The sequence below is a fragment of the Eudoraea chungangensis genome, from assembly GCF_029360665.1.
In the GTDB taxonomy this organism is placed as follows: domain Bacteria; phylum Bacteroidota; class Bacteroidia; order Flavobacteriales; family Flavobacteriaceae; genus Eudoraea; species Eudoraea chungangensis.
Genome location: NZ_JARDUB010000001.1, coordinates 724,882 through 749,543 on the forward strand (window position 1 = coordinate 724,882; position 24,662 = coordinate 749,543).

21 protein-coding genes and 1 tRNA gene are annotated in these 24,662 nt (G+C 37.7%); 7 read left to right on the forward strand and 15 right to left on the reverse strand.

The window, feature by feature from the left end; all coding sequences use genetic code 11:
• Nucleotides 1–2: 2 nt before the first annotated feature.
• The 12 genes from PXG98_RS03280 to PXG98_RS03335 all read right to left on the reverse strand — a co-directional run bounded on the left by PXG98_RS03280 (nucleotide 3) and on the right by PXG98_RS03335 (nucleotide 14,689).
• Entirely contained in the window at nucleotides 3–2,969 is a 2,967-nt protein-coding gene (locus PXG98_RS03280) for a restriction endonuclease (RefSeq protein ID WP_276388978.1), read from the reverse strand.
• Nucleotides 2,970–3,040: 71 nt separating this feature from the next.
• A complete protein-coding gene (locus PXG98_RS03285; protein WP_276388979.1) occupies nucleotides 3,041–4,990 on the reverse strand; it encodes a site-specific DNA-methyltransferase in 1,950 nt (649 codons plus the stop codon).
• A 17-nt stretch (nucleotides 4,991–5,007) separates the two neighbouring features.
• A complete protein-coding gene (locus tag PXG98_RS03290; protein WP_276388980.1) occupies nucleotides 5,008–5,850 on the reverse strand; it encodes a PD-(D/E)XK nuclease family protein in 843 nt (280 codons plus the stop codon).
• Nucleotides 5,850–8,462, reverse strand: a complete 2,613-nt coding sequence (locus PXG98_RS03295; protein WP_276388981.1) for a UvrD-helicase domain-containing protein — start codon at nucleotides 8,460–8,462, stop codon at nucleotides 5,850–5,852. The genes PXG98_RS03290 and PXG98_RS03295 overlap by 1 nt, the downstream gene beginning before the upstream one ends.
• A 357-nt stretch (nucleotides 8,463–8,819) precedes the next feature.
• On the reverse strand, nucleotides 8,820–9,284 hold the full coding sequence (locus PXG98_RS03300) for a helix-turn-helix transcriptional regulator (protein ID WP_276388982.1): 465 nt from the start codon (nucleotides 9,282–9,284) through the stop codon (nucleotides 8,820–8,822).
• A 6-nt stretch (nucleotides 9,285–9,290) separates the two neighbouring features.
• Complete coding sequence (locus tag PXG98_RS03305) at nucleotides 9,291–9,797, reverse strand: hypothetical protein (RefSeq protein ID WP_276388983.1); 507 nt, start codon at nucleotides 9,795–9,797, stop codon at nucleotides 9,291–9,293.
• Between the two features lie 505 nt (nucleotides 9,798–10,302).
• Complete coding sequence (locus tag PXG98_RS03310) at nucleotides 10,303–11,298, reverse strand: HNH endonuclease signature motif containing protein (protein WP_276388984.1); 996 nt, start codon at nucleotides 11,296–11,298, stop codon at nucleotides 10,303–10,305.
• Nucleotides 11,299–11,303: 5 nt separating this feature from the next.
• Nucleotides 11,304–11,819, reverse strand: coding sequence for a helix-turn-helix domain-containing protein (locus PXG98_RS03315; RefSeq protein WP_276388985.1), 516 nt, complete (start codon nucleotides 11,817–11,819; stop codon nucleotides 11,304–11,306).
• Between the two features lie 349 nt (nucleotides 11,820–12,168).
• Nucleotides 12,169–13,041, reverse strand: a complete 873-nt coding sequence (locus tag PXG98_RS03320; RefSeq protein WP_276388986.1) for a reverse transcriptase family protein — start codon at nucleotides 13,039–13,041, stop codon at nucleotides 12,169–12,171.
• A gap of 10 nt (nucleotides 13,042–13,051) precedes the next feature.
• A complete protein-coding gene (locus PXG98_RS03325; RefSeq protein WP_276388987.1) occupies nucleotides 13,052–13,342 on the reverse strand; it encodes a helix-turn-helix domain-containing protein in 291 nt (96 codons plus the stop codon).
• Nucleotides 13,343–13,379: 37 nt separating this feature from the next.
• Entirely contained in the window at nucleotides 13,380–13,619 is a 240-nt protein-coding gene (locus tag PXG98_RS03330; RefSeq protein WP_276388988.1) for a hypothetical protein, read from the reverse strand.
• Between the two features lie 996 nt (nucleotides 13,620–14,615).
• Nucleotides 14,616–14,689: transfer RNA gene (locus tag PXG98_RS03335), tRNA-Ile, on the reverse strand.
• A gap of 195 nt (nucleotides 14,690–14,884) precedes the next feature.
• Between PXG98_RS03335 and PXG98_RS03340 the strand changes: the two genes are divergently transcribed.
• From PXG98_RS03340 to PXG98_RS03350, 3 genes are all read left to right on the forward strand, one after another.
• A complete protein-coding gene (locus PXG98_RS03340; protein ID WP_276388989.1) occupies nucleotides 14,885–16,321 on the forward strand; it encodes a carbohydrate porin in 1,437 nt (478 codons plus the stop codon).
• A gap of 410 nt (nucleotides 16,322–16,731) precedes the next feature.
• The gene (locus PXG98_RS03345; RefSeq protein WP_276388990.1) at nucleotides 16,732–17,037 is read left to right on the forward strand and encodes a hypothetical protein; all 306 of its coding nucleotides are present in this window, start codon (nucleotides 16,732–16,734) and stop codon (nucleotides 17,035–17,037) included.
• Between the two features lie 90 nt (nucleotides 17,038–17,127).
• On the forward strand, nucleotides 17,128–18,099 hold the full coding sequence (locus PXG98_RS03350) for a metal-dependent hydrolase family protein (RefSeq protein ID WP_276388991.1): 972 nt from the start codon (nucleotides 17,128–17,130) through the stop codon (nucleotides 18,097–18,099).
• Nucleotides 18,100–18,240: 141 nt separating this feature from the next.
• Here PXG98_RS03350 and mce read toward each other — a convergent pair whose 3' ends face one another.
• The gene (mce, locus tag PXG98_RS03355) at nucleotides 18,241–18,642 is read right to left on the reverse strand and encodes a methylmalonyl-CoA epimerase (RefSeq protein WP_276388992.1); all 402 of its coding nucleotides are present in this window, start codon (nucleotides 18,640–18,642) and stop codon (nucleotides 18,241–18,243) included.
• A gap of 59 nt (nucleotides 18,643–18,701) precedes the next feature.
• Here mce and rbfA point away from each other — a divergent pair, with 59 nt between their 5' ends.
• Together rbfA and PXG98_RS03365 are read left to right on the forward strand one after the other, a co-directional pair.
• A complete protein-coding gene (gene rbfA / locus PXG98_RS03360) occupies nucleotides 18,702–19,094 on the forward strand; it encodes a 30S ribosome-binding factor RbfA (protein WP_276388993.1) in 393 nt (130 codons plus the stop codon).
• 1 nt (nucleotide 19,095) lies between these two features.
• Nucleotides 19,096–20,301, forward strand: coding sequence for an ABC transporter permease (locus tag PXG98_RS03365; protein WP_276388994.1), 1,206 nt, complete (start codon nucleotides 19,096–19,098; stop codon nucleotides 20,299–20,301).
• Here the strand turns inward: PXG98_RS03365 and dusB are convergent.
• A complete protein-coding gene (gene dusB, locus PXG98_RS03370) occupies nucleotides 20,298–21,290 on the reverse strand; it encodes a tRNA dihydrouridine synthase DusB (protein WP_276388995.1) in 993 nt (330 codons plus the stop codon). The genes PXG98_RS03365 and dusB overlap by 4 nt on opposite strands.
• Before the next feature lie 196 nt (nucleotides 21,291–21,486).
• Between dusB and lepA the strand changes: the two genes are divergently transcribed.
• Nucleotides 21,487–23,283 (forward strand): translation elongation factor 4, encoded by a 1,797-nt coding sequence (lepA, locus tag PXG98_RS03375; protein WP_276388996.1) that lies wholly within the window; start codon nucleotides 21,487–21,489, stop codon nucleotides 23,281–23,283.
• 128 nt (nucleotides 23,284–23,411) lie between these two features.
• Complete coding sequence (locus PXG98_RS03380) at nucleotides 23,412–23,645, forward strand: GTP-binding protein LepA (RefSeq protein ID WP_276388997.1); 234 nt, start codon at nucleotides 23,412–23,414, stop codon at nucleotides 23,643–23,645.
• 143 nt (nucleotides 23,646–23,788) lie between these two features.
• Here the strand turns inward: PXG98_RS03380 and PXG98_RS03385 are convergent, their stop codons facing one another.
• A complete protein-coding gene (locus tag PXG98_RS03385; RefSeq protein WP_276388998.1) occupies nucleotides 23,789–24,643 on the reverse strand; it encodes an MORN repeat-containing protein in 855 nt (284 codons plus the stop codon).
• Nucleotides 24,644–24,662: the final 19 nt, after the last annotated feature.

Here is a 24,662-nt window from a genome sequence, read left to right on the forward strand (position 1 = left end):
GATCATTTCCACCAATTAACCTCTTCGCCAGTGATTTGTTTATAATCAACTTTAGTCAAATAAAAATGTTTTTTGGCACAATCAATTTTCCTTTTTTCATTTGGGAACTGTAATAAATTCGGATTCACATTACCTTTGGTTTCGCGAACTAGTTCCAGTCTAAATTTCTTGTCTTCATCCCAACGAATTATTCCCCAATCAGGATTGTAATTCCCAATTATTTTAGGAAGTGAAATCTTGAATTGATTTGGGAATTTGAAGAAGCAAATGATCTGATCATCTTCAGTCAATTTGTATTCTACAAACTTTCGTTCAATGTCAGAGTCGATTTGAACTTGATTGTATAAGGACCAATCTGCACCGTCCACCAATTCCTTTTGAGGGAATTTTCTGCTCTCAGGGAAAATTTCCTCAGGCGGATAATCCATCAATTCCTCTGTTAAGGTGTATTCCACTCTGTCTGCGATATGGTCTGCCAACGTGTTCTTGATGGAATCAATAAAAACAGAAGTAAAGCCCTCTGGATTCTTAAATATCTTTTCCTTTACGTCATTAGAGAGCCCCTTAAAAATCTCAACAAGCGTATTCTTTTTCAAATGAGTTGCTTCTTCGGCTCGTTGAATAAAGTTAAATACTGGATAGGTCGTTTGTGCTTCTTGTCGATATCGAGGATCTCCTTTTTGGCCTTTCTCACTTGAGAATGTAACAGTTTCGCCAACACGAAGAATCCCTTTGTCAGCAAATGTGATTTCGGAATGTTCTTCTTCTGCGTTAATGTCCACAATCTTGAATCCTTTTAAGCGATCATCTTTTGCGATTTTGGCTAAATCATCTCCCTTCTTAAAATTTAGTTTGAAAAGTTCTTCATTTCCGTCTGAATCGGCTTTGCGTATTTCCAACTTAATCGTTTCTCCAACAACCCCATTTAAAGTGATTTCAAATTTGGTCATTATGAAACGACCTTTTACGACCACAATGTTTGGTTCTGGAAATTTTTGACCATTGAGTTTTGCTATGCAATTCTTTATCAATACTCCATTATCAATATTGATTTCGTAAGTTGTTTTCTTGCGAAGCTTCTTCCAAAAGCTCTTAAAGCCTTCTGAGTTATAGATTTCATTATTTCTTTTCGCAGCTGATTTTGATGCATTTGATGGGCTTGGTGGCGCAACATCACCACTTTCAAGATAATCACTCTGTAATTGCTCGCAATAGCTCTCATAGCTCTCATTAGCGATTATCGTGAGTACGTTTACACCTTCGTCTGTTGCACGTTTACCATCTTGATCAACTGAAATTCTTAAACCTCTTCCTATTTCTTGTCTTTTCCTTCTTTCAGAAGTTGCATTATTGAGTGTGCATATTTGGAAGACATTAGGATTGTCCCATCCTTCTTTTAAAGCGGAATGCGCGAAGATGAAGCAAATCTTTTCATCAAAGCTCAGCAACCTTTCTTTATCTTTCATGATTAGGTTATAAGCAGCTTTTTCCAATTCTTTTTCACCTTTTGTCTTCCTTTCAATTCCCGTATCTACAAACTCGTCAGGTTTTCCTTTTCTCACTTTTTTAGCGAAATAACCTTCTCTTACATCACTTGCAGAATAGCCTTGATAGAAAGGATAACTTGTTTTTATGTTTTCAAAAGCTTCATCAAATAGTTTCTTGATAATACCATCATTCTCAACGTAGTTGGCAACCTTGTCGATGAAGAAGAGGGAGAGTACTTTTACTCCTTTTCCTAAAACTTGCTTTTGTTTGATCATGTGGGCCTTGATCGTCTCTTCGATCTGGACCCTGAAGATTTCTTCTTTTGAAAGTGTTACGTCGCCACCTTCAGCAACTTTATATTCTGTTCCGTTGGTAAAAACTACAACGCCATCTTTCTTATTGATTTCATCAATTTCAAGATCCTTGAAGTTTTCGTTACCTGTCTTTTCAAAAAGATCATCTCCTTTCTTCAGGTTTACAGTTTCAGTCTGCATCACTCCATTCTTCAAAACATTTAATCTTGCTTCAAGACCTAAACCATATCCGGCTTTTCCTTCCTTCAATATCAAGGAAAGTTGATTGTCATTGTAGTTATTTTGCTCCGTTACACCCAACACTTCAATCTTCTTCACCAAGTTTTGTTGAAATGCATCAACAGGAGTAAGGTTATAGAATCGATTCATCAATTCCCGATTATCCTCAGTTGTTTTTCCTGTCTCTTTTGGAGTAGCAGAATACTTGATTGCGAAAAGTGGGTTTAAGGTTCTCAGAGCCTCTTTCGATTTTGCACTCACATAGTTTTGTGACTCATCCAATAATATAATCGGTCTTGTTTCTTGAATATATTGGTAGGGTAATTTTTCCCCTTGTAATTTTTCGGTTGGTTTGAAGATCACATTCGTAGCTTTATTGAACGAATCGATTGTCATCACCATCACTTCCACATCTGAAGATGAAGCATAGCCTCTCAGTTTACTGATCCTTTGTCCAGAATACTGTGTGAGGTTGATCGTCTCATTGTCATAGAGTGAAGCGAAATGATCTTTGGTGATGTTGAATGTTTTTATGACACCTTCGTAGATGGCCACACTCGGAACGATGATGATGAATTTCCCCCAACCATAGTTTTTACGCAATTCATGAATGGTCCTCAAATAAACATAGGTTTTACCTGTTCCTGTCTCCATCTCACAGGTATAGTAGGGGTAACGCCATGAATCGATACCGATCATTTCAAAACCATCATCAAAATTCAGGAACATGTCTTCTACCAAGCCGTTCTCCTTTTGGACTTCCAAGAGGTTATCGAATAACCATTCTTCATCCAACATCTCATATTGGTCCATATTGGCGATGGTGTCATCTCCTAATTGGAAAGATGTTTCTCTCTTCGTGTAACCATTGAAGAGGCCAACGGTGCTTTCGATTGCTCTTACTTGGTGCTGTTGGTCACTCTCAAAATGTATCTTCAATTTACTCATCAGTCAATTCATTAATTGGTGCTGTTGGTCACTCTCAAAATGTATCTTCAATTTACTCATCAGTCAATTTATTAAATCGTTTTGATGAGCCCTTTGTCACTTAAGCGCAGTTTGTTTTGGTTGCTGATGGCACTATCCAAACAGATGAAAGTAGAAGAATTATCTAGTTCCAATTGGTCAATCAGACTTTCTTCAATTTCATCATCTAAGCAGATCAGCAGGGTGTTTGGTACCATCTCACTTTCAACCTTCACGATCTCATTGGTGCCTATTTGTGATTTAGCTTGTGAAGCATCCAATGGAAATCCTTCCAATAATATCAATTCCGTAAGCAGTTTGTTATTATTCCAGTCTTCTCTTAAAGGAGAACTATTGAAAAGGTCCAAAGAGCTTTCAAGTCGTAAGACATCTTCACTTTGAATGTCTTTCCATTTTCTATAGTTTGAAGAGGATAACTTAAAGCATTTAAACCCTTCATTGGATTCAACTTTTGAAATCACTCTTCTAATTCTTTCCTTAGTTATCTCAGAAATATTAAAAGCTAAAGAGTGATCTTTGCAAAACTCATATGCATATTTTTGCGTTTCATCATCCTTATTTAATGGTTCAGGATATTGAACTTGAATAATTTTCCTATTCTTTTTTTCGTTGATTTCTAAGTCATAAAGTGCATGTGCTGAGGAGCCAGAACCAGCAAAAAAGTCTAAAATAATATCATTATCACTCGTGGCCATTTGTAATATTGCTTGAATGAACCCAATTGGCTTTGGGTTTTTAAAAACCCTCTTGTCAAAACCTAGCTCAACAAACTGTTCTGTACCTCTTTCGCTGTTTGCCCATTTTTGAGTCCAAGAAGATGTTGGCTTGACTCTTTTTTCATCTGTTAAATAGTCTTTTTCCATAACACCCCAAATTTTTCTGGTAGGCATTAACTTTGGAAATATTTGAGTAATATTATTTTTAGCAGTATTTAACTCCCACCTCCATCGACCTAGAGAGTTATCCGCTCTCAATGGAATAATTTCAATATACCCTGTGAGGTCCATTTTATCTTTTGAAGGAAAAAAATCTCCAGTTTCCTCATTGTAATAAAAATAATAGAACATTGATTCTCTGTCTTCTTTACGATCCGCATCTCCAGTTTTTCTTAAATCTATTTCCCTATAAACAGCACCATCTTCGTCAGTTTTGTTATATCTCTTAATAACCTTTTCTTCTGGCTCCCATCCGTAAAATGATAAATCACTTTTCTTGAAAATAAGAACATACTCGTGTGATGTTGCTATGTATTTGTCGTCACTTCTTCCTTTCGGATTATTGATGTTCGCAACGCAAGAGATAAAATTCTCTTCTCCAAATACTTCATTCATTACCGCTCGAAGATTATGCACCTCATTATTGTCAATACTTACAAATATTACCCCATCTTCCTTTAATAAGTTTCTGGCTAAGCGTAACCGTGGGTAGATCATAGTAAGCCATTTAGAATGAAACCGACCGTCTGATTTTTTATTGGTGGTGAGTGGTTTCCCTTCTTCATCAATTTGGCCAGTTCTTCTCAAATATTCTTGCAATGGCTCAGTGAAGTCATCATCATAGACAAAATCATTTCCCGTATTGTAAGGTGGATCGATATAGATCATCTTGATCTTGTTGGCGTAACTCTTTTGAAGAATCTTTAAAACCTCTAAGTTTTCACCTTCTATGAAGATATTTTTCGAATCATTTACGCTATCATCATCTGGTGTTCCATCAGATTTCAAGCCTTGACCATAAACTGGCTCTAGTGTTCCTTCGGGTGGGATGGATGCTAATCGCCTTGCATCTTTCTTTCCTGGCCAGAAGAGACCGAAATGTTCCAAGTCGCCATCTTCTTCATCTTGTGCCCAATTGCCTAAATTTTGACGTAAGGTTTCAAAATTCAGCTTACCATCTTCAAAACACTCTGGAGCAATTTGTTTCAGTTGCTTGATTTTCTCATCATCAAACAAAAACTCAGGTTTTATTCTTTCGTGTGCCATCTATCTTTTAATCTTTTTTATCGTATTTCAGAAGGGTTAATATCATCAGGGCTTTTTGCTGCCAAATTGGCATTTACCCAGTCTTCTTTATCCGTATCAGAGCCAAAATCATCAAAGTATTTCCTAAAACTTCCTCGTTCACCTTTTCCTTTACTAGTTGCATATTCGCGGTAAGAAGCACAAGAAAATCTTGCATCGCATTCCCTACAAATTCTTTGGCCAAATTTAGAGTTTGTCCCCTCTAAATTACCTTTCAAAGTCTCAACGGATGCAGGCTTGAATTTCTTTTCTTCGATACAATCTACGGTGTTAGCGAAGTCAGCAACAACCTCTTTCACTTTCGCTTGATCAAAATCCAATTCAATCAAAGGATTCCATTTTGAAAGTTCATACTGTATCCTGAATTGATCATTTAAAAGGTGTGCTTCCTTGAGACCTCGGGGGTAAGCAGTTGAGATTACAGCTGTTTTATCTAATACTTGACCTCTGAGTTGTTGCCAGATATGTGCATAGACATTGAGTTGTTTTTCATACAAATCTTTATTTGACTCGATGTAAGCGGTATCATGTGTCTTGATATCGTACATCCAGGTTTCATTTTCATCTCGTACGATATCAACAATACCTTCAATGGTAAAGTTTCTCCCTTTCGGTGTTTTTTGATCGGGTAAAGTGAGTTTTACTTCCGTATCAGTGACTTTTGTAGCTACGTCACGTAATTTGGTGAAATAATATAACACTTGCGTTAGAGCAAGTTGTTTAACATCCTCTGTTAGAGCATGCCCTCCTTCTAGTCGCATTAATTCGTAATTGTCTTCAAAGTACTCTTTTATCTTTTCAAATATTTCGTATTCTTCCATCAGGCGGTTTCTTTTTTCTTCCTTTCGGAAATTAGTAAATGGTGTAAATCTTCAATAGTTTGATGCACCAAACTTCCGAAAAACATGGTTTGTGAACGTGAAGGGATGAAACAGTATTTTTTAAATAGCATATACCTTCTCGGACATTGTTGGTAATTCAAATAATCAGAAGTATAGGAATAGCTTTTGCCGAGATCATCTTCTTCTAATTTTATAAGTGGTAGCTCATCAATCTTTACCGATTCAATTATCGGATAGTTATTTTGAGCGAACATATTCTTGAAGGCTTGACTTCTTTGTTGTCGTTTCCATTGAGGAAGTATAGCCATCTGCTTGGCTCTAGATAATGCCACATAGAACATCCGCATATTATCGAAGTGTGAGATTTTATCCAGTGGTTCTCCTTCCTTTTCAAGAAGTTCTCGAATGATGATTTCTTTTTTATCGGCTGGTCTATCGATCTTGTTCATACTCCCGAGAACTACATATGGGAATTCAAGACCTTTAGATTGATGTATCGTAAGAAATGGGACACGTCCTTTCGGGAAGGGGTCATTTGCATCTTCATATTCAGACTCTCCTAAACGATAGATTGCATAGAGATAAGAACCAACAAATGTATTTGCGAACTTCTTGTCTGTAAGGAATGACGCTGTGATGATTGGTGTGTATCCTTCCATGAAACGAGCAAGGTATTGTGTAACCAAACCGAGGTTACAGACAGGTCCTTCATCAATTCCTTCTTCTGCCATTTCATACATTTTCTGGAAATGTTTGAAACCGTTCAAATGATAGAATAAATCAAGCACACTCCAGTCAACTGATGTGACACGGTTTACCACATATTTCAGTGACACAGGTTGTTTTGCTTGTTGCTTCTTCTTCAGAAGCTCAAGAAAGGCTCTTTTTTGGAGTGTTGCTCTGGCTGTTTTAGATAACCCACTTGCCGAAGCTAAATCTCGAATCATGTCTAGCTTGAGATTGTTATCAAGTTTCCACTTCTTCTTATTGATGACTTTCATCAAAGCTTCATAATCCGCTTTGATCTTTTTTACCTCTTCTTGTTTGTCGGTTACATATTCCTTCAACAAACTGTCTTCAGCCATCAACTGCTCAGCATGATACATTGCACCAACTTGCCATTGACGAAAATCTCTCAATCCGCCACTTGCTTGTCCTTGATGACTCGGTCTTTCTAAAATGTGAAAGAGTAATCCAAAAATCTCAATGGCTTCTGGAATGTCTAAAAAGCGGCCTGCCCTTGGTGCGAAAATCTGAATGCCACGATCATTCAATGCATTTTCAAAATCTGCAACTGCTCCGTTTTTCGCACCTCGAAAACTCAATGAAGGGAAGAGGAAAGCTACTTGGTTGTAATCTTCAATTTTTCCTGATGATTTCAAGTCATGAACAAACTGAGCGACCTTATCAAAGACTTCAATTTTGTCAGCTCTATCCGTTGTTACTATTGCAGAAAACTCTTCTTGATTAAATGACTGCACGTTTTTGTCAGCCACTCTATAGTGACCACTTCCATCTTTCTTTGCCCAATTAGTCTGATCAATAAAATCAGTATAGAAGTTTACTATTTTCTTTTTTGAACGATAGTTTGTGTCAAGGTCAATTCTTGTTGGTGTTTCATTGAGATATTTTTTACTTCTTTCTTCAAACTCTACAAGATTTTCAACTGTTGCACCTCTAAAGCGATACAATGCTTGATCATCATCCCCAACAACACAAATGTTTTTACTCTTCTTTGCTAACTCAAAGTAAATTTGTTCTTGAATTGAGTTTGTATCTTGATACTCATCTACAATGATGTAGTCGTATGCATCCTTTGATCCTTCATAGTTTTTGATTTTGTTGAATGCTCTTTGCTGAAGCAAGGAAAAATCTATAGTGTCGATCTTCTCTCCTTTATGGCTTACACAATAGAAAGCATACATCTTCAACACTCGTTCTAAAATCTCATCATCCGTTTGATGGGCATTTGGATCTAAATTCTCTTCAGAAAAGCGATTGAATATATTGATGATGTTTGTTGCAGCATAATGTCTTGAATAGAAATCACTACCACTGAAATACGTGTTTAATTCTCGTTGCGCAGTTTCTTCATCTTCTTCAATATTATCTGAAACCAAATAACCACCGGCACCCAAAAGCTCTCTCCAAAATGATCTTCGGTAAATCTTGAAATACTGAGCCAATGAGTCTAAAAGGATTGGTGCTTTACTTCTCACACCATCTTCAGAAAATACTCTATCTCGGTCAACCAAAATATCATGACAAATCGAATGTACTGTTCCAATGGCCATTCCTGAAATGTCATAAGGCTGCCCAGTTTCGTTCGTGATTAAGCCAAGTAAACTCCTCAGACCATCTTTCAATTGATGAGCTGCTTTTTCAGTAAACGTAGCGAGGAATATTTTCTTTGGATCAACTTGATGAAAGACTATCAAGTTTACTGTGCGCCATAGAATTACTCTTGTTTTACCAGAACCCGGACCGGCAGTCAAGAACAATGGACCTTCCGTATGAAGAATGGCTTGTTTTTGTTTTGGGTTGGGGGTAAAGTTTTTTAGATTCCAAAAGTATTCAATGGTTTTAATCATAAGTTTTCGTTCTTAAGTAGGAATTTTCGCATATAACTAATAAAGGACGGTAATTTTTTTATCTTAAAGAAATCTATACGAACAGAAATCCATTTAGTTGGAAAAAAGTAAAAGCTGTCATATAAATTCGATTTAGATCGGGAACCGAAAAGTTATATTTGGCAGGCCAAGGTCAAAAAAATGCTTTTTAATATGCCTGAGGTTTTTATTATTATGGCGTGCAACGTATTTGTAAATGAGTAATTGCCTGGGTTGGTACTAAACGTTGCAAGTAAACACTAAAATTGAAATTACTGCGGAAATTCCAAAGTAGGCGAGAAAAAACAATTGCTTATGGCCATTGTTGGTGTTTGTTTTTTATATAGACAATAACTTTTCATAGTCATATTTGTCATATTTCTTTATATCCTCTGTTTTCAATTTTACTATTTCGTTTTTAACTTGAACTCTATACCAATATTCAGGTTTTGTTCGAGAAAATGAACTAATTTTTAGTACAACTTCTGAATTCAGTTTTCTTTTACCAGTTAAATATTTATGAAGGTTACTGTCTCTCATTCCAAAATATTTAGCTAAATCTTTTTTGGAAATATCAAAGACCTTTAAGTACAATTTGACAAAATCCAAAATATCAAGAAGCTCATTTTCTTTAATGTCATCTCTTTCAATATAGTCTTCTAGTTTATATTGGATAGAAAGAAGTTTATTTCTAATTTTTCTTTCTTTAGATTGATTATCAGAATGCTGTTTAACAAACTCATTTATTTTGTTGAGTTTGTCATCGTTCCAAATGTCTTTAGGTAAGATTTCTATATTTTTCATAACCTTTTAATTTAAAAATTCATTAATGAGTTTTTCACTCCCTTCAGGTAGAATAATCATTGTTGTAGAATTTTCCATTCTTACAGCATTGTATTTTTGACTATACAACTTCATTAGTTTTATCTCATTTTCTTCTTTCTCTTCGTGTACATCAAATGCAACATATCCTTCTTTTCCTTGAATGAAACTTTGTTTACAAGCAAAAGCTATTAAACAACCTGTAACTCTATCATATCTTTTTCTATTACCTCTGTTATGCGGTGAAACTTCAACAAAAGCCATATAAACTTGATAAGGACTTTTAGTATCTATTATTAAACATCCCTCAATTATTTCAGGTGTTTTGTCGGTCGTTAAAATGTAGGTCTCGTATTCTTTCCTTTTTGAGTATTTATTAAAATTAAATCTCCATCCTTCATTCAGTGAAGGTAATTTTGATTTATTTTTTGTAATCAAATAGATTTGAGATTTAATCTCGGATTTGGTTGCTAATTCTAGGATTTTTACATTCATTCAAATCTTTGTTACAAGTCAAAGATACAAAAATTATACATATTGTACAATTTTATTTTTAATGAACGACAACTCGTTATAACCATGAATCTTTTCATTTCATAAAAATAATTCTATTTTTTGTGAAGGAATTAATTGGTATATAACATGTCATGCGCAATGCCATATATTTTAATCGTATTTAAACAATAACAAAGTCTAACAAAATTATAATTAAGTGAGCAAATTAAAATACTTAGCCTATATAAAGCTTGACATTTAAGTATTTATATCAGAATTCACCTTTTCACGGTGATATTCGACATAGGAAATTAGGAGTCTTATAAATTCCGTAAAAAGACCTACATTAGTAAAGGACCAACTAATGAAAAAGGAAAGTGAATTATTTTAACCCGGGTGGGGGCTGATTCTAGAAAGTTGGTCTAAAAACTTTTAGCTTTTACCGGAGCCGGCCTAGTCATAGTTTGGTGTGTTGTTAGTGCAATTTCCAAGATTTAGAATCAAATTAACAGTAATCATCAATGGAATCACCGCCTGTCCATTCAAGTCCTTGTTTTAGTGTAAATTGTTTTTCAACACCTACTTTTTCGAAAAACGTTCCGAGACTATCATGAATAAAAACATTGCTTTGGTAAGTTATCTCTGCCAAAGAATAAGGTTTTATTGGATGTTCATCACCACTTTTACACATAATCCATAATTTATCCTTGTCTTTTGACATTGCAAAATCTTCAACAATTGAACTCGTAAATTGGTTTTTAGAAAAAACGTCACCTACACTTAGATTTTTAAAATACCTGATAATTGGATGAGGTGAGTTTTCATTAGGACAAAGTGGAAATTCACTAGGTGTTTTCCAGTTTTGCGCCTTTTGGACAGCATTTGGAGATAGAGAATTTACAAACTCTAATTCCTCTATCCTAAGGTCATCAAAGTCAATTGACAGATTTCTATTATAAATCCAATCACCTAAAGTACCACCTTGTAATGGTTTGCCACTTTTAGCCCAAGCCATCAATCTTTCTTTGCATGTTTGCGCTTCTTTTTTGCTAACTCCACACATCCACTCATAGTTTGGGCTTTTAAATTTATCCCGAAATTTTGAAGGGTCAGCTAGAAAAGCCTCAACACTTCCGCAGACAAGTTCAATACGTCTTGATGTTATTGGATTGAGTATAATATTTTCTAATCTAGTAACCCAACGCAGGTTCTCTGGTCTGTTATTATGCTTGTTTGTATCCTTATGGTCAACAACATGATGTTTTGTAAGTGGTTCTCCGTGGAATGCTGTTGCAACTATTCGATGAACTCGAACTGAAGCAATCTCTAGATAGCCTGTCCTGACATTGGGTTTACCAAAAGTCCATTTATTGTCTGTTGGTCGAGTTCGCCTATTGTTTAGGGGATGTCGTAATATAGCACCATTATCACGAACAGAGTAATACTCATTTTTATAATAGCATTCTTGTATGCCATTATAAGTTTCAAGTAAACTTTCCATATTACCTACATTTGATTAGGTACAATGTCAATATGGTGTCCTAAAGCAGATGCTAGCTTTGAAAGAATATCAAGCCCAACGGAATATTTACCTTGTTCAATTCTGCTAAGATTTGCAGCGTTTATATTTGTTAACCTTGCTAAGTCTTTTGCTTCAATTCCCTTTTCTTTCCGTATTTGGCGAATTTTATTTCCGATTCGAGTTCTTTCTGCTTGTTTGTTTCCAGAACTCATACCCATGAACGTCACACCATTTTGCAATAAATCTCTCCAAATATTGTTGGTCATTAATTCCTTGTCATCGGAGAAATTTTTATCAAAAACATATTCTACTATATGCAGTTGATAATGACGAGTTTCTTCATTGGTGTAAATCCCAATCCGAGCCAATACGGAAAAAACTTCTCCATCTGGTGCAACAACTTCGACCATTGTTTCATCAATTATTCTTGCTTTTGACTTAAATTCATGTGCTAAAAATTCCTTATCGCTTGCGAAATACTCTTTGTGTTCTTGTTTCATATCTTTATGTGCTGTATTTAATGTGTTGCCGCCACTTTTAAGTTATAAAGCAAATATAAAGAAATAAACCATAATTGGCATATAAAATAATTATAAATGGTAAATATGCCAATTGACAAGAATTACATATTCGGATTTTGGTGTTATGTGTTTTGTTTAGCATAGGTGATTTATCTGCTGACCGCTAAAGGTTAGGCTATGGCAAGTAGGGCAGGCAAAGAAACGTTTCGTTTTCGTCTGCACACATAGCCAAAGCTTTTTGTTTTGTAATTTTTTTTAATTGCCAAATCCAAAAGATTTGGCGGACTTAGTAAATAAACGCAAACCATTAAATTTATCCCTTTTTGCCCTATTTGCTATAGGTGTTGTAAGGGTGCGTTTTTTTATTCGCAATTTTCTTAATGTATTTGATTCGCTGTATATGTCCATTACGTGAAGCTTCGCTTCTTAACAAATCAACTGCGCGTTCAAAAGTATGTGGCAAAGGGCTAATACCGTTATTTTTCACTTGAACTCCGGTAACTACTGGATTGAAGGTGCAATAATGCGTTTTTTTAAAGTTAATTTTAAGTCCTCGGTTGCGCAGCTCTTCTAATATTTTCCCAGTATTTTGTTTAAAATCAATTGGACTGGAAAACGTTATGTCGTCAACGTAAATAGAAACGGTCAGTCCATCATTTATATATTTTTCAAATAGGTCACCGCAACTATGAAAAACAACCAAAGACGCTAAGAATGATGAAGTTGGGCAACCTTGTGGTATAGCTCCTTCTTTTGTGCATATCCTATTGATTAATTTTGCCACGTCAGGATAAAACCCCTCCTTTCGTAAAGCTTTTTCAACACTAGTGAAAGCAACAGATGGATAGAAATCCTTCAAGTCAGTTAAGAAAAAGTATTTGTTTCCTTGGTGGTAGCGTGCATTAAGGACAGCATCTCTATTCTTTAAACCACCGAAAAAATATTCGGGAAGTTTTAGTTTATAAAGAACCTGTTTTAATAATTGAGATTGTACATATTTTAATTTTGTAGTAGGGGCGTTTATTGGTCTAGTCAAAGCCATGCCATTTTCAAATCTTGGCAATCCTTTTTCGTCAGTTTTTGGTTCGTCCCAGTTGCGATAAAATCTAGTTTCATCGGCATCAATTGAAGAAGCTAATTTTATCAAAAAACATTTATCGACTTTTAATGCATAGGCTAAATCTTTGATTCTTTTTTTCATTTCAGATGTATTATGAAATGAAAACGTCAGTAATTAAACCTTTTATAGAAGGTTCTAACATTTTGAAAGCATCTCGCTTTGATTCAGCAATATCTTCTTGATCGAGTGAGAAAAAAACTAAAACAGGCATTGGAATAGAAAGCGCGTTTGCTATCTGTTTAAGAATACTCAAAGTAGGTTCTTTTCTGCCTTTTTCAATTGAAGAAAGATAGGACTGTGAGAGACCGCATTTGTCAGCAAAATCGGTCTGTTTCAGACCCTTTTGCTTTCTTAAATCTTTTATGGCGTTACCTATATTCATATCAATAATAATTTTAAAAAAAATGAGAAGTGTGGAATTAGAATAACCCTGAGATATCGTCAATTCCGAAGAATTTTAAAAATCTCAAAAGCAGAGAGAGAATCCTCAAAATTTGGTCCGGACTATTGTCCTTTTCGCCGTTTGACATTTCTTCCAACTCTACAAGAATTGCTTCAAGTAAAGCTTTGTCCTCTTCCGAGAACGCGTACCCGCTCTTTGCGAGTAATGACCTAACTCCATCTTGGAGTTGGTCAACCCTTTGTTTGTTTTTAACCATTTTTAAATGATTTTAATTAATAAACATGGATAGCACTATGCTACCTGCCTATTTAGCTGCGTGAACCCATATAGGATATAGTCCTACGACACTTCTCAAGTTCCTGCCTAAAGAAAGCCTTATCTAACAAGTGGATAATAACCTCTTTAAGCAATTTTGTAAGGGGTTCAATAAGCCTATAAAGCGGTCTGGTGCACTACCACGCGGGTTGTACGTTCGTCCGTTCGTTAGATTTCTTGTTGCCGTTACAATAACCCATTACGGGTGGAGGGGAAACCCCTCTTCAATTGTTTTAGTTAAAAAACTCTTGAGTTCACTAAACAAACATTTCAAAGAACTACATGGCAAATATACACAAAATATTTCTGTGAGCAATAAAAAAGACTAAAATTATTGATTTATTTTCTGTGAGGAATAAAATATGATTGTGAAGAAGTCATTTTTTATAGGATTTTGAGGATATGACTAGATTATTTTATATGCACCCGAACTCGTTATGGGGAATTAAATTAACGTATATCCATGAATCTTTTCTGGATATCAGTATAATTCTATACTTTTTGTAAGGTACAAATTGGTATATAACTTGTCATGCAAGATGACGGATAATTTACCAATATTTTTAGAAGAAAATAATCTATAGCAATTAATCCAGGGACACTAAATAGAGTAATGTTTTGTGTAAAGCACTAATAACAAAGACATTAGGTTTAGCCTGTTTGAATTTTATTCGTCCCTTGAATTAATAAATACCTGTCTTTTAATTTCCCTAAAAGGACCTACTTAATAGGGGGAGTATGTATTGAAAAAAGAAAAGGAATATATTTAAGGCCGGGGGGGTTGATTCTGGAAAATACACCCAAAAACTTTTAGCTTTTCTTGAATGGACCTATTAAAATGTGACTGTTAATAAGTTCTAGCTATACAATTACCGTACAATTTTTCAAACAAAAATCCGTAAACATCTTTTTATCAATGTGTTACGGATTTAAGAAGTGGTCCCACCTGGGCTCGAACCAGGGACCCCCTGATTATGAGTCAGGTGCTCTAACCAGCTGAGCTATAGGACCGGTTATATCCAAAATTTTGGACTGCAATATTACTACTTATTTTATTAGGTTGCAAACCCCGTCTATGCTATTTTAAACGTTTCCTTGAGAAAAGTAAACCAAATTCTCATCGCTGTTATTCTCCCACAGAGCTACCTCCCTTTCCCTCTTCGTTTAAATATTCACTATATTTAATCCTCACCTTAAACCTCTGTATTGATTAGAAAAAGACTTACGCTTTTATGCGCTCTTTGTTATTTCTCTTTTGCCGGGCTGGCACAAGAAAACATCCTATACCAGGATATCTATAGCCGGGATTGGTTTGCTGTTGGGGTTGGCTCTTACGGCCGTATTGGGGTAAGCGGTACCACAGACGCCGCCGGGATTGATGGCCGAAGACTAAACCTCAACAATATGGGGAGTATTGGTGGTAGAATGGAAGAACAAGACTACCTGGAAGCGGGGGTTGCCTTTCATATGACACCCACAGATCCGGGGCCAGACTCGCTGCAGGTAAATGTGCAGCTGCGAACTTCTATTTTTTCGCGAAGTGGTTCCCTTTTCGGGAATTCTAATACCACCGGGGAGAACGGCCTGGCCATTGCTCTCCCAGAAATGTACGTAGAAGCGAAAAATGTGATCACAAAAGACCTAAACCTTTGGGTGGGTTCCAGGCTTTACCGAGGCCCTGATATCCATATGGCAGATTATTGGGTTTTTAACGACCATAGCGGACAAGGCTTTGGTATAGAATATAAAAATACTAGAGCTGCCGCACTATTTATTGCTTCTACAGATACTACAGCAACTGTACCTCCGTATTTCTTTATAAATATTAAATCGGGTACGCCCAGTCTGGAAATCAGAAACCGGCAGGTCTATATTCTAGAACACGATATTCGCACCCCTAAGGGCAATCTTTTCTCCTTCCTGGCAGAATACCACCATATTGGAGACCCAACCGCGGTTTCAGATACTACGAACGCTGTGCTCTCTGCTCCCGGGGATAGCGGCTTTGTTTTTGGTGCGCGCTATCAAAACAACTTTAAAGGTATGCAAGAGGGCTCCTTTAACCAATTGGGAGTTCGCTACGGACGTGGCATTGCAAACGGGGGTGATGGGGGTTCTTCGCGAACCTGGGAAACCTTTGGCGCTGTGAATACGGAGACATTTAAATTTAAGAATGCCTACTCTTGGCATATTATAGACCACTTTCTTTTAAACTTTTCCAACAACTTTAGCCTCAATGGTTATGCCGTCTATAATCGCAGTAAGGGTGCGGCCGATGGGAGGGGGCTGTCTGAAACCTATCTGGGCAGGGAAGTCTTTAATTTTAAACAAGACTTTACGGTGGGCTTTAAAGGGGTACGCTATATAACGGACCTGTTTCACCTGCAAGCGGAAGCTCATTATTCCCAACGGCAGGATGGTGACCAACCTTGGTATCGTATGGGTAAATTGTCTATTATACCTACCCTGGCCCTGCGAAAGGAACGCTCTGTATGGAGCAGACCACAACTACGTTTTATTTATTCTATGGGTATCTATAACGACTTTGCTCAGGAAAATTTGTATTCTCCTTTTCTGGAATTAGTAGGGCCGCGAAAAGTAGGGCATTATTTTGGAATACGGGCCGAGTGGTGGACCTGGTAAGACTTAATTAACAGAAAGATTTGTTTTAAATAAAGGACCTGTCTTTTCGCCAATATGCATGGAAAATTTTTGCATCAGGCAATTACTTTTTGAAACACTAATCCAAGTACAGAATTCTAATAATACAACTGGTGTATTTTTCTTTGATAAGTATTTATTTAGTAAATAATACACTATCTTGTTGAAGCAATAGTGTCTGTCCTCCCCTGACCAGTACTATAAGCAAACTAATTTATCGGCATTCTGAAAACATAGACTTATTCTGGTTTTTTGATAAGATTTGCGCTTACCGATTTAACTTGGTCTGTCATATTATGGCCACAGCCAGTACTGGCGATGAGCTTTTTCGGTTCTCATTATTACAGACAGCCCAACAGTACTTAAATAATTAATCTTAAAAATACACTACAATGCAAAATTATAAAAGGAATCGACTAGGTAGATTTAAAATTATCCCACTTCTGTTATGCGCGCTTATGTGGTCTTTCCAGCTTAGTGCCCAGGAAATGAAACCCAGTCAGACTGTTTTTAAAAATGTTCGTGTTTTTGATGGTAAAACAAATAAACTTTCCTCCACAACACAGGTGTTGGTTGAAGGCAATATGATTAAAGAAGTATCTTCTCAAGCAGGTGATAAAGCCTCTAAAGATGCTGTAGTGATTGATGGAGAAGGTCTCACCTTAATGCCCGGGCTCTCAGATACGCATGTGCATTAAGCCTTTGCATCGCTTCCACAAGCTGAATTACTATTTGGCGATGCAGCATACAGCTATATCCATTCTACCGTGGATGCCAAGATATACCTGATGAATGGAGTGACGTCTGTCCGCGACATGGGCGGCAATACCTTTGGTCTTAAAAAGGCCATTGATCAAGGAATAGTTGAAGGGCCAAGGATTTATCCGGCCGGAGGTGCAATCACTCAAACCGCTGGACATTTCGACTTTAGAACTCCTAATCAAAAACATCCAAGATTTGGAGGTAGCGATCCGGCCTATGTAGCGGAAGGACACGCCTATATAGTAGACGGAACTTCAGAAGTACTTGCAGCTGCCAGAGAAAATCTCCGACATGGCGCTTCCCATATCAAACTAGCTGCAGGTGGCGGTTATGCCTCCCCGGCCGATCCTTTACTTGGTGACCAATTTACATTCGATGAAATCAAGGCAGCTACAAATACTGCAGGCGATTGGGGTACTTATGTTACCATTCATTCTTATCATCCAAGTGCCATTAATAAGGCCATTGATGCGGGCGTAAAAGATATTGGCCATGGACAATTGCTTGATAAACCTACGCTGGAGAAAATGGCAGAAAAAGGGGTCTTCTTAAGCACCCAGCCGTTTACCCTATGTAGTGAGCCCCAACTGGATGACTTCTCCAATTCAAAATTAGCACAAGTGTGCAAGGGAACAGAATTTATCTATAAGACGGCCAGGGAAATACCCAATCTAAAACTCACCTACGGTACAGATATTTTCCTTAGCCCCAAGGAAACGGTAGAAAGCTCTGTAAAAATGATGGAACGTCTTCTGCCATGGTACAAGCCTGGAGAAATCCTGATTATGGCTACGGGAAACTCTGGCGAACTCTTTAAACTAAGCGGCCTCAGAAACCCCTACCCGGATGGAGATTTAGGAGTGGTTATGGAAGGTGCTTATGCGGATATCCTCTTGGTAAATGGAAATCCACTAGACGATATAACAATGGTGACCGATAATTCGAATATTCGAATTATAATGAAGGATGGAATGATTTATAAAAACACATTAGACTAAACTAGATACACTAGAGAAAGTACCTGGGTGGTTCTGCTGAAAACGGATAAATTATAGTGAAATAGGGTGTTTTAATTTTTAATTAGACCCTATGAAGGAGTGGTCTGAATTTTTACCCTATTATAAGATAACATAAAAAACCTAACCTATCTCTTGGCACAGTTCTACGAGTACACCGTTGGTGGTCTTAGGATGTAAAAAAACCACCAGCTTGTTGTCCGCTCCCTTTTTAGGAGTCTCATTTAAAACAACGAAGCCTTCCGCTTTCAGCCGGGCTACCTCTGCCTCAATATTTTCAACATCAAAGGCAATATGATGAATGCCTTCTCCTTTGCGGTCTATAAACTTGGCTATAGGACTATCTGGTTTTGTAGCCTCTAACAATTCTATCTTATTGGGGCCTACCTTAAAAAAAGAGGTTTTAACGCCTTCCGAAACTACTTCTTCCATCTTATAGTTAACTTCTCCAAAAAGTTTGGCAAACAATTCGTTGGAAGCATTAATGTCTTTTACGGCTATCCCAATATGCTCTATTTTATTCATAGTGCCCAACTGCTAAAGGTTTCTTTCTAAACTAACTCTAAAGTACGTATTTTTGCCCTATGGAAACACAAAGACAGAAAAAAATTGCAGGGGTTTTACAGAAAGATCTGGCCGATATTTTACAACGGGCGGCTACCGATGGTGGACTAAAAGGAACACTGCTTTCTGTTTCTAAAGTATATGTAACAACAGACCTTTCTATTGCCAAGGTGTATGTGAGTATCTTTCCGGTTGCCAAAGCCAATGAATTACTGGAAGGGTTAATTTCTAACCAACCACTTATTAAGCACGAACTTGCCCAACGTACCAAACACCAGCTTAGAAGGATTCCAGAGCTGTCTTTCTTTTTAGACGACTCTTTAGAATATATTGATAATATTGAAAAGTCCTTAAAGGGAAAAGAAAACCCTATTGATAATCCGGAACTACTGCCGAAAAGAAAAAAATCTTAGCTTGAACTTTCCTCTTTATATAGCAAAAAGGTATGTGCGTTCTAAAAGTTCACAGAATGCAGTAAATATTATCAACTTTATTACTTTTTTGGTTATAGTTATTGGGTCTGCCGCACTGTTTATTGTCCTTTCTGGATTCTCTGGCCTAAAAACCTTCAGTCTTTCCTTTAGTAACATCTTTGACCCCGACCTTAAGGCTTCACCCATTAGTGGTAAATTTTTTAGTCTCTCTGCTGAAGAGGAACAAAAATTAAAGGAAATAGAGGGCATTGCCTCCTATTCCAAGGAAATGGAAGAACAGGTATATCTTACCTATAGACAAAAAAGTTCTGTAGCCTATCTAAAAGGAGTAGATACGGCCTATACCCAAGCAACTCAGGTAGATAGCGCCATCTATTGGGGAAATTGGGCGGTAGACAACCAGCAGGCGGTTGTTGGTTTGGGTATCGCACACCTTTTAAGCCTAAGCATTAACGACTACCAAAACCCTCTTCAAATCTTGGCTCCCAAACCCGGACTAGGATCTCCTACCCAGCAAGGTTTTGGTGCAAAACCCTATAACGAAATGCCTGTGGTAATTAGTGGCGTTTACGCTGTGGAGGAAAATCTGGATAAAAAATATATACTGACGAGTCTTCCTTTGGCCCAAATTTTATTGGAAAAAGACAACACCCAAATTTCTGGGATAAATTTTCGATTGACCCCTGATGTAGAGATAACAGAAGTACGGAACAAAATACTTGCTCTTTTAGGAGACAAGGTAAATCTTATGAACCGGCGACAGCTGAACAATGCCTTATACCGCATGCTGAATACCGAGAATTTAGCTACCTATCTAATCTTTACACTGGTACTTATTATTGCGCTCTTTAATGTGGTAGGTGCTATTATTATGATGATTCTGGACAAACAACAAAATTCTAAAACCCTTTATAGTCTCGGCGTTACGATTAGAGAAATTCGAAAGGTGTATTTTGTGCAGGGGGTAATTGTAACGGGCATGGGAGGTCTTATAGGCCTGTTTCTGGCCTCTTTACTAATCTGGTCTCAATTGGCCTTTGGATGGCTGCGAATTACGCCTTCTTTGGCCTACCCCGTAGAATACAAATTAATGAATGTTTTGGTGGTAATCGTAACCATAGTGGTTCTTGGGATTGTCGCCTCTAAAATTGCCAGTAGCAGGGTAACAAAAAAGCTTTTGTCCTAGACAAAGGCGAAATCTCCAAACTTCTCTAACACCTCATCAAAGGCGTCAAAAACATCCTTAGAATGGTCGCTGGTAACCATTTTCATTCGGTACTCCTTAAAATTGGGAATGCCCTTAAAATAATTGGTATAGTGCCTCCGCGTTTCAAATACGCCTAGCTTTTCTCCTTTCCAATCTATAGACATTTGCAAATGTCTTCGAGCGGCCTCTACCCGTTCTTCCATGGTAGGCGGTGCGAGGTAGTCGCCGGTTTTCAAAAAATGTTTTACCTCTTTAAAAAACCATGGGTAGCCTATACTGGCTCTTCCAATCATTGCGCCATCTAAACCATATTCGTCCCGCATTTTTTTTGCTGCTTCCGGGCTATTCACATCCCCATTTCCAAAAACAGGGATATGCATTCTGGGATTATTCTTAACTTCTCTTATAGGATTCCAATCGGCATAACCCTTATACATCTGTGCCCTGGTTCTACCATGGATAGCAATTGCCTTACAACCCACATCCTGCAGCCGCTCGGCCACCTCCACAATTTTAATGGTACTATCGTCCCAGCCTAGTCTTGTTTTTACCGTTACCGGTAAATGGGTATGTTCTACCATGGCCTTGGTTAAGGAAACCATCAGATCTATGTCTTTTAAAATCCCTGCTCCGGCTCCTTTACTGACCACCTTCTTTACCGGGCATCCAAAATTAATGTCGATAATATCTGGTTTGGATTTTTCTACAATCTCCACGGAACGCAACATGGAATCCAGGTTGGCTCCAAAAATCTGAATACCTACCGGACGCTCCTTTTCATAAATGTCGAGCTTCATTACACTCTTGGCGGCATCCCTGATAAGGCCCTCGGAGGAAATAAACTCGGTATAGACTAAATCTGCTCCTTGTTCTTTGCAAAGGGCCCTAAAAGGAGGGTCGCTTACGTCCTCCATAGGAGCAAGTAACAACGGAAAATCAGGCAGTTCTATGGTGTCTATTTTAACCACTATATATTAGTTTAAGCTGCAAAATTAAGCAAAATTGAATATATCTATCTAATAAGGACAATCTCCATAAACAAAGAAAAGCTCCCGTTTCTTATCGCGGTATTCTTCAAACTAAGAATTTGTTTGTCCAGTAATAGGAAGTATAGACGGAGAAAAATGTATCTTTGACCCCTATTTTATATTGCGGATAAAGAAAATGAAGCACATTCGAAACTTCTGTATTATTGCTCATATAGACCATGGTAAAAGTACTCTGGCAGATCGTCTATTAGATTTCACTGGTTCGGTAACGGAAAGGGAAAAAAAAGAGCAGCTGTTAGATAGCATGGATCTGGAAAGGGAAAGGGGCATCACTATTAAAAGTCATGCTATACAGATGGACTATACCTATCAGGGACAGGAGTACATTCTGAATCTTATTGATACACCCGGACATGTTGATTTTTCCTATGAAGTATCCCGCTCTATTGCCGCCTGTGAAGGCGCCCTTCTTGTGGTAGATGCCGCTCAAAGCATACAGGCGCAAACAATTTCTAACCTATATCTTGCCCTAGAAAACGATTTGGAAATAATCCCGGTGCTAAACAAGGTAGACTTGCCAAGTGCCAGCCCGGAAGAAGTTACAGATGATATCGTAGATCTTCTAGGCTGCGACCCGGAAGAGGTTATCCCAGCAAGTGCTAAAACAGGCATAGGTATCGAAGAAATACTCAGCGCTATCATTGAGCGTATTCCGCCGCCTGAAGGTATATTGGAGGAACCATTACAGGCTTTGGTCTTTGATTCGGTTTACAATCCTTTTAGAGGAGTAGAGACCTATTTCCGAGTAATAAATGGGGAAATTACCAAAGGGCAAAAAATTAAGTTTGTAGCTACGGGTAAAAGTTATTTTGCCGATGAGGTTGGAACTTTAAAGCTTACACAATTCCCCAAACAAAGTATTAAGGCAGGAGATGTTGGCTACCTTATTACGGGGATAAAAGATGCCAGAGAAGTAAAAGTGGGAGATACCATCACCGATGCGGTAAACCCAACAGTAAATGCTATTGCCGGTTTTGAAGACGTAAAACCTATGGTTTTTGCAGGGATATATCCTGTAGATACGGAAGATTTTGAAGAGTTGCGCTCTTCTATGGAAAAGTTACAACTCAACGATGCTTCCCTGGTCTTTAGCCCGGAAAGTAGTGCTGCCTTAGGCTTTGGTTTTAGATGCGGATTCCTGGGGATGCTGCATATGGAAATTATTCAGGAGCGTTTGGAACGCGAGTTTGATATGACGGTGATTACCACTGTACCCAACGTAAGTTACCACGCCTTCACAACAAAACATCCCGACAAGGCCATTATTGTAAACAATCCTAGTGATCTACCAGACCCTTCTACCCTGGAAAGAGTGGAAGAGCCCTATATAAAAGCAACAATTATAACCAAATCCGATTTTGTTGGGAATGTAATGTCTCTTTGTATCGATAAAAGGGGGCAGATTACAAACCAGACCTATCTTACTACAGAAAGAGTAGAGCTCAACTTTGATATGCCCTTGGCAGAGATTGTATTCGATTTCTATGATCGTCTTAAAACGGTTTCAAAAGGCTATGCTTCTTTTGACTATTCTCCTATTGGCATGCGTGTTTCAAAATTGGTGCGAGTAGACATTTTATTAAATGCACAACCCGTAGATGCCCTATCTGCCCTAATACATTTTGACAACGCCCAATATATTGGAAAGAAAATGTGCGAAAAGCTAAAAGAGCTTATTCCTCGCCAACAATTCGATATTCCTATTCAAGCGGCCATTGGTGCTAAGATTATTTCAAGAGAAACTATTAAGGCGCTTAGAAAAGATGTGACCGCCAAATGTTACGGGGGGGATATCTCACGGAAAAGAAAACTTTTGGAAAAACAAAAGAAGGGGAAAAAGCGAATGCGCCAAGTTGGAAATGTAGAAATTCCGCAGCAGGCATTTATGGCGGTTCTAAAACTAAATGATTAGCTTGTTCCTTGTACTGTCGTCTTTTTCTTGCAGGTCGATGTCTTGAAGATTTTTCTTACTTTTTTGCTATAGAATACAATAATAACAGACATATTGTGTTATTTAGACTGTAGGAAAAAACGCAAAAAATGACAACTTATATTGCAGAATTTAAGGCGGTCCACTCCATAATTCAAATAATACAACACTCCGTATTTACCTGGCAACAGGAAGGTGGGGAAATAGATCCGGATCTGCTTTCTGGAAAAATTAAAAGAGAATCTTCTGTTCATTTTTACAAGCTTCTGGCGGGAAAGAACTACGATATTTCTCTAGAGGATATCTCTGTAGAAATTAATAAGACTACTTCCTTTCTTGGCTAAGACCACAAAAACTTAAGGGCGGTTTACTAAAGGGCTTCACCTGGAAGGCTTGCTCTAGCTTATTTGATAAGATTCTAGTAAGGTAGTAAAGAGTTCTTTAGGCAGATAAGAATAGGATGTGCGTAAAAGGAAAAGGCGTATTGTTATTTGCGCGACTTTTTATCGGCTTCCACTAATTTGTCGTCGTTCCATTCGCCTTTCGCCATTACATCTCCGTCGCTATCAAAAAACTGACCAGTACCACTGCGCTTATCTTCCTTCCATTCCCCAGTGTATTTCTCTCCATTAGGCCAGTAATAAGTTCCCTGGCCACTCCTTTTGTCTTTGTCGTAATGGCCAACATAGTATTGCCCGTCGGCCCAATAGTAGGTACCTTCTCCATGACGCTGGTTGTTTTTCCACTGTCCTTCGTACCGGCTTCCAGTATCTAACAACGCAATTCCAAAACCATTGGCCTTTCCATTTTTTACCTGCCCCACATAATGAATTTGGGCTCCTTTATTGCTTTTAAACTGCAAATATTCTCCAAAAGACTTCTGTTTTAATTGCTGTTGTAAACGAGAAAGTTTTACCTGTGTTTTTTGTAAAGCAAACTGTAGAGAATCGTATTGCTTGGCAGTTGTTGCATAGGTTGTTGCCTGGAGAGACAAACTATCTTTATCCTTATCACTACCTAGAGTGGGTGCCTGGCTTGAAGATTCCAGATACATCAATTTTTCAGCCAAGGCGATACGCAGCGGAATAGCCATTCTATTCTCGTTGGCAGTCTTCATTGTCTGTGCGTAAGATGCTACAGCATCTGTATAAGAACCGGTAAGCAACATAGAATCTATCTCGGCCAATTGCTCGTAGTGAGTCAGTTTTTCTGTAACCATTATGCTCTCGGCGTCTTTGGCAGCCATTTCTTGTTTCAGGCTAATCGTCTGATGTCGGTATATTATTGCAATACCTACGGCGAGCACTAGTAAAAGATAAGGGATAAATTTCTTTGCTTTCATACCTAATAAGCTGTTCTTA

Coding starts and splice junctions, on each gene's coding strand:
- mce (WP_276388992.1), bottom strand. CDS start 18,642: ATGAATAAAATAGAGCATATTGGGATAGCCGTAAAAGACATTAATGCT.
- PXG98_RS03350 (WP_276388991.1), top strand. CDS start 17,128: ATGAATGGAGTGACGTCTGTCCGCGACATGGGCGGCAATACCTTTGGT.
- PXG98_RS03305 (WP_276388983.1), bottom strand. CDS start 9,797: ATGAATGTAAAAATCCTAGAATTAGCAACCAAATCCGAGATTAAATCT.
- PXG98_RS03325 (WP_276388987.1), bottom strand. CDS start 13,342: ATGAATATAGGTAACGCCATAAAAGATTTAAGAAAGCAAAAGGGTCTG.
- PXG98_RS03315 (WP_276388985.1), bottom strand. CDS start 11,819: ATGAAACAAGAACACAAAGAGTATTTCGCAAGCGATAAGGAATTTTTA.
- PXG98_RS03295 (WP_276388981.1), bottom strand. CDS start 8,462: ATGATTAAAACCATTGAATACTTTTGGAATCTAAAAAACTTTACCCCC.
- lepA (WP_276388996.1), top strand. CDS start 21,487: ATGAAGCACATTCGAAACTTCTGTATTATTGCTCATATAGACCATGGT.
- PXG98_RS03280 (WP_276388978.1), bottom strand. CDS start 2,969: ATGAGTAAATTGAAGATACATTTTGAGAGTGACCAACAGCACCAAGTA.
- PXG98_RS03285 (WP_276388979.1), bottom strand. CDS start 4,990: ATGGCACACGAAAGAATAAAACCTGAGTTTTTGTTTGATGATGAGAAA.
- PXG98_RS03310 (WP_276388984.1), bottom strand. CDS start 11,298: ATGGAAAGTTTACTTGAAACTTATAATGGCATACAAGAATGCTATTAT.
- PXG98_RS03380 (WP_276388997.1), top strand. CDS start 23,412: ATGACAACTTATATTGCAGAATTTAAGGCGGTCCACTCCATAATTCAA.
- PXG98_RS03385 (WP_276388998.1), bottom strand. CDS start 24,643: ATGAAAGCAAAGAAATTTATCCCTTATCTTTTACTAGTGCTCGCCGTA.
- PXG98_RS03290 (WP_276388980.1), bottom strand. CDS start 5,850: ATGGAAGAATACGAAATATTTGAAAAGATAAAAGAGTACTTTGAAGAC.
- rbfA (WP_276388993.1), top strand. CDS start 18,702: ATGGAAACACAAAGACAGAAAAAAATTGCAGGGGTTTTACAGAAAGAT.
- PXG98_RS03330 (WP_276388988.1), bottom strand. CDS start 13,619: ATGGTTAAAAACAAACAAAGGGTTGACCAACTCCAAGATGGAGTTAGG.
- PXG98_RS03300 (WP_276388982.1), bottom strand. CDS start 9,284: ATGAAAAATATAGAAATCTTACCTAAAGACATTTGGAACGATGACAAA.
- PXG98_RS03320 (WP_276388986.1), bottom strand. CDS start 13,041: ATGAAAAAAAGAATCAAAGATTTAGCCTATGCATTAAAAGTCGATAAA.
- PXG98_RS03345 (WP_276388990.1), top strand. CDS start 16,732: ATGCAAAATTATAAAAGGAATCGACTAGGTAGATTTAAAATTATCCCA.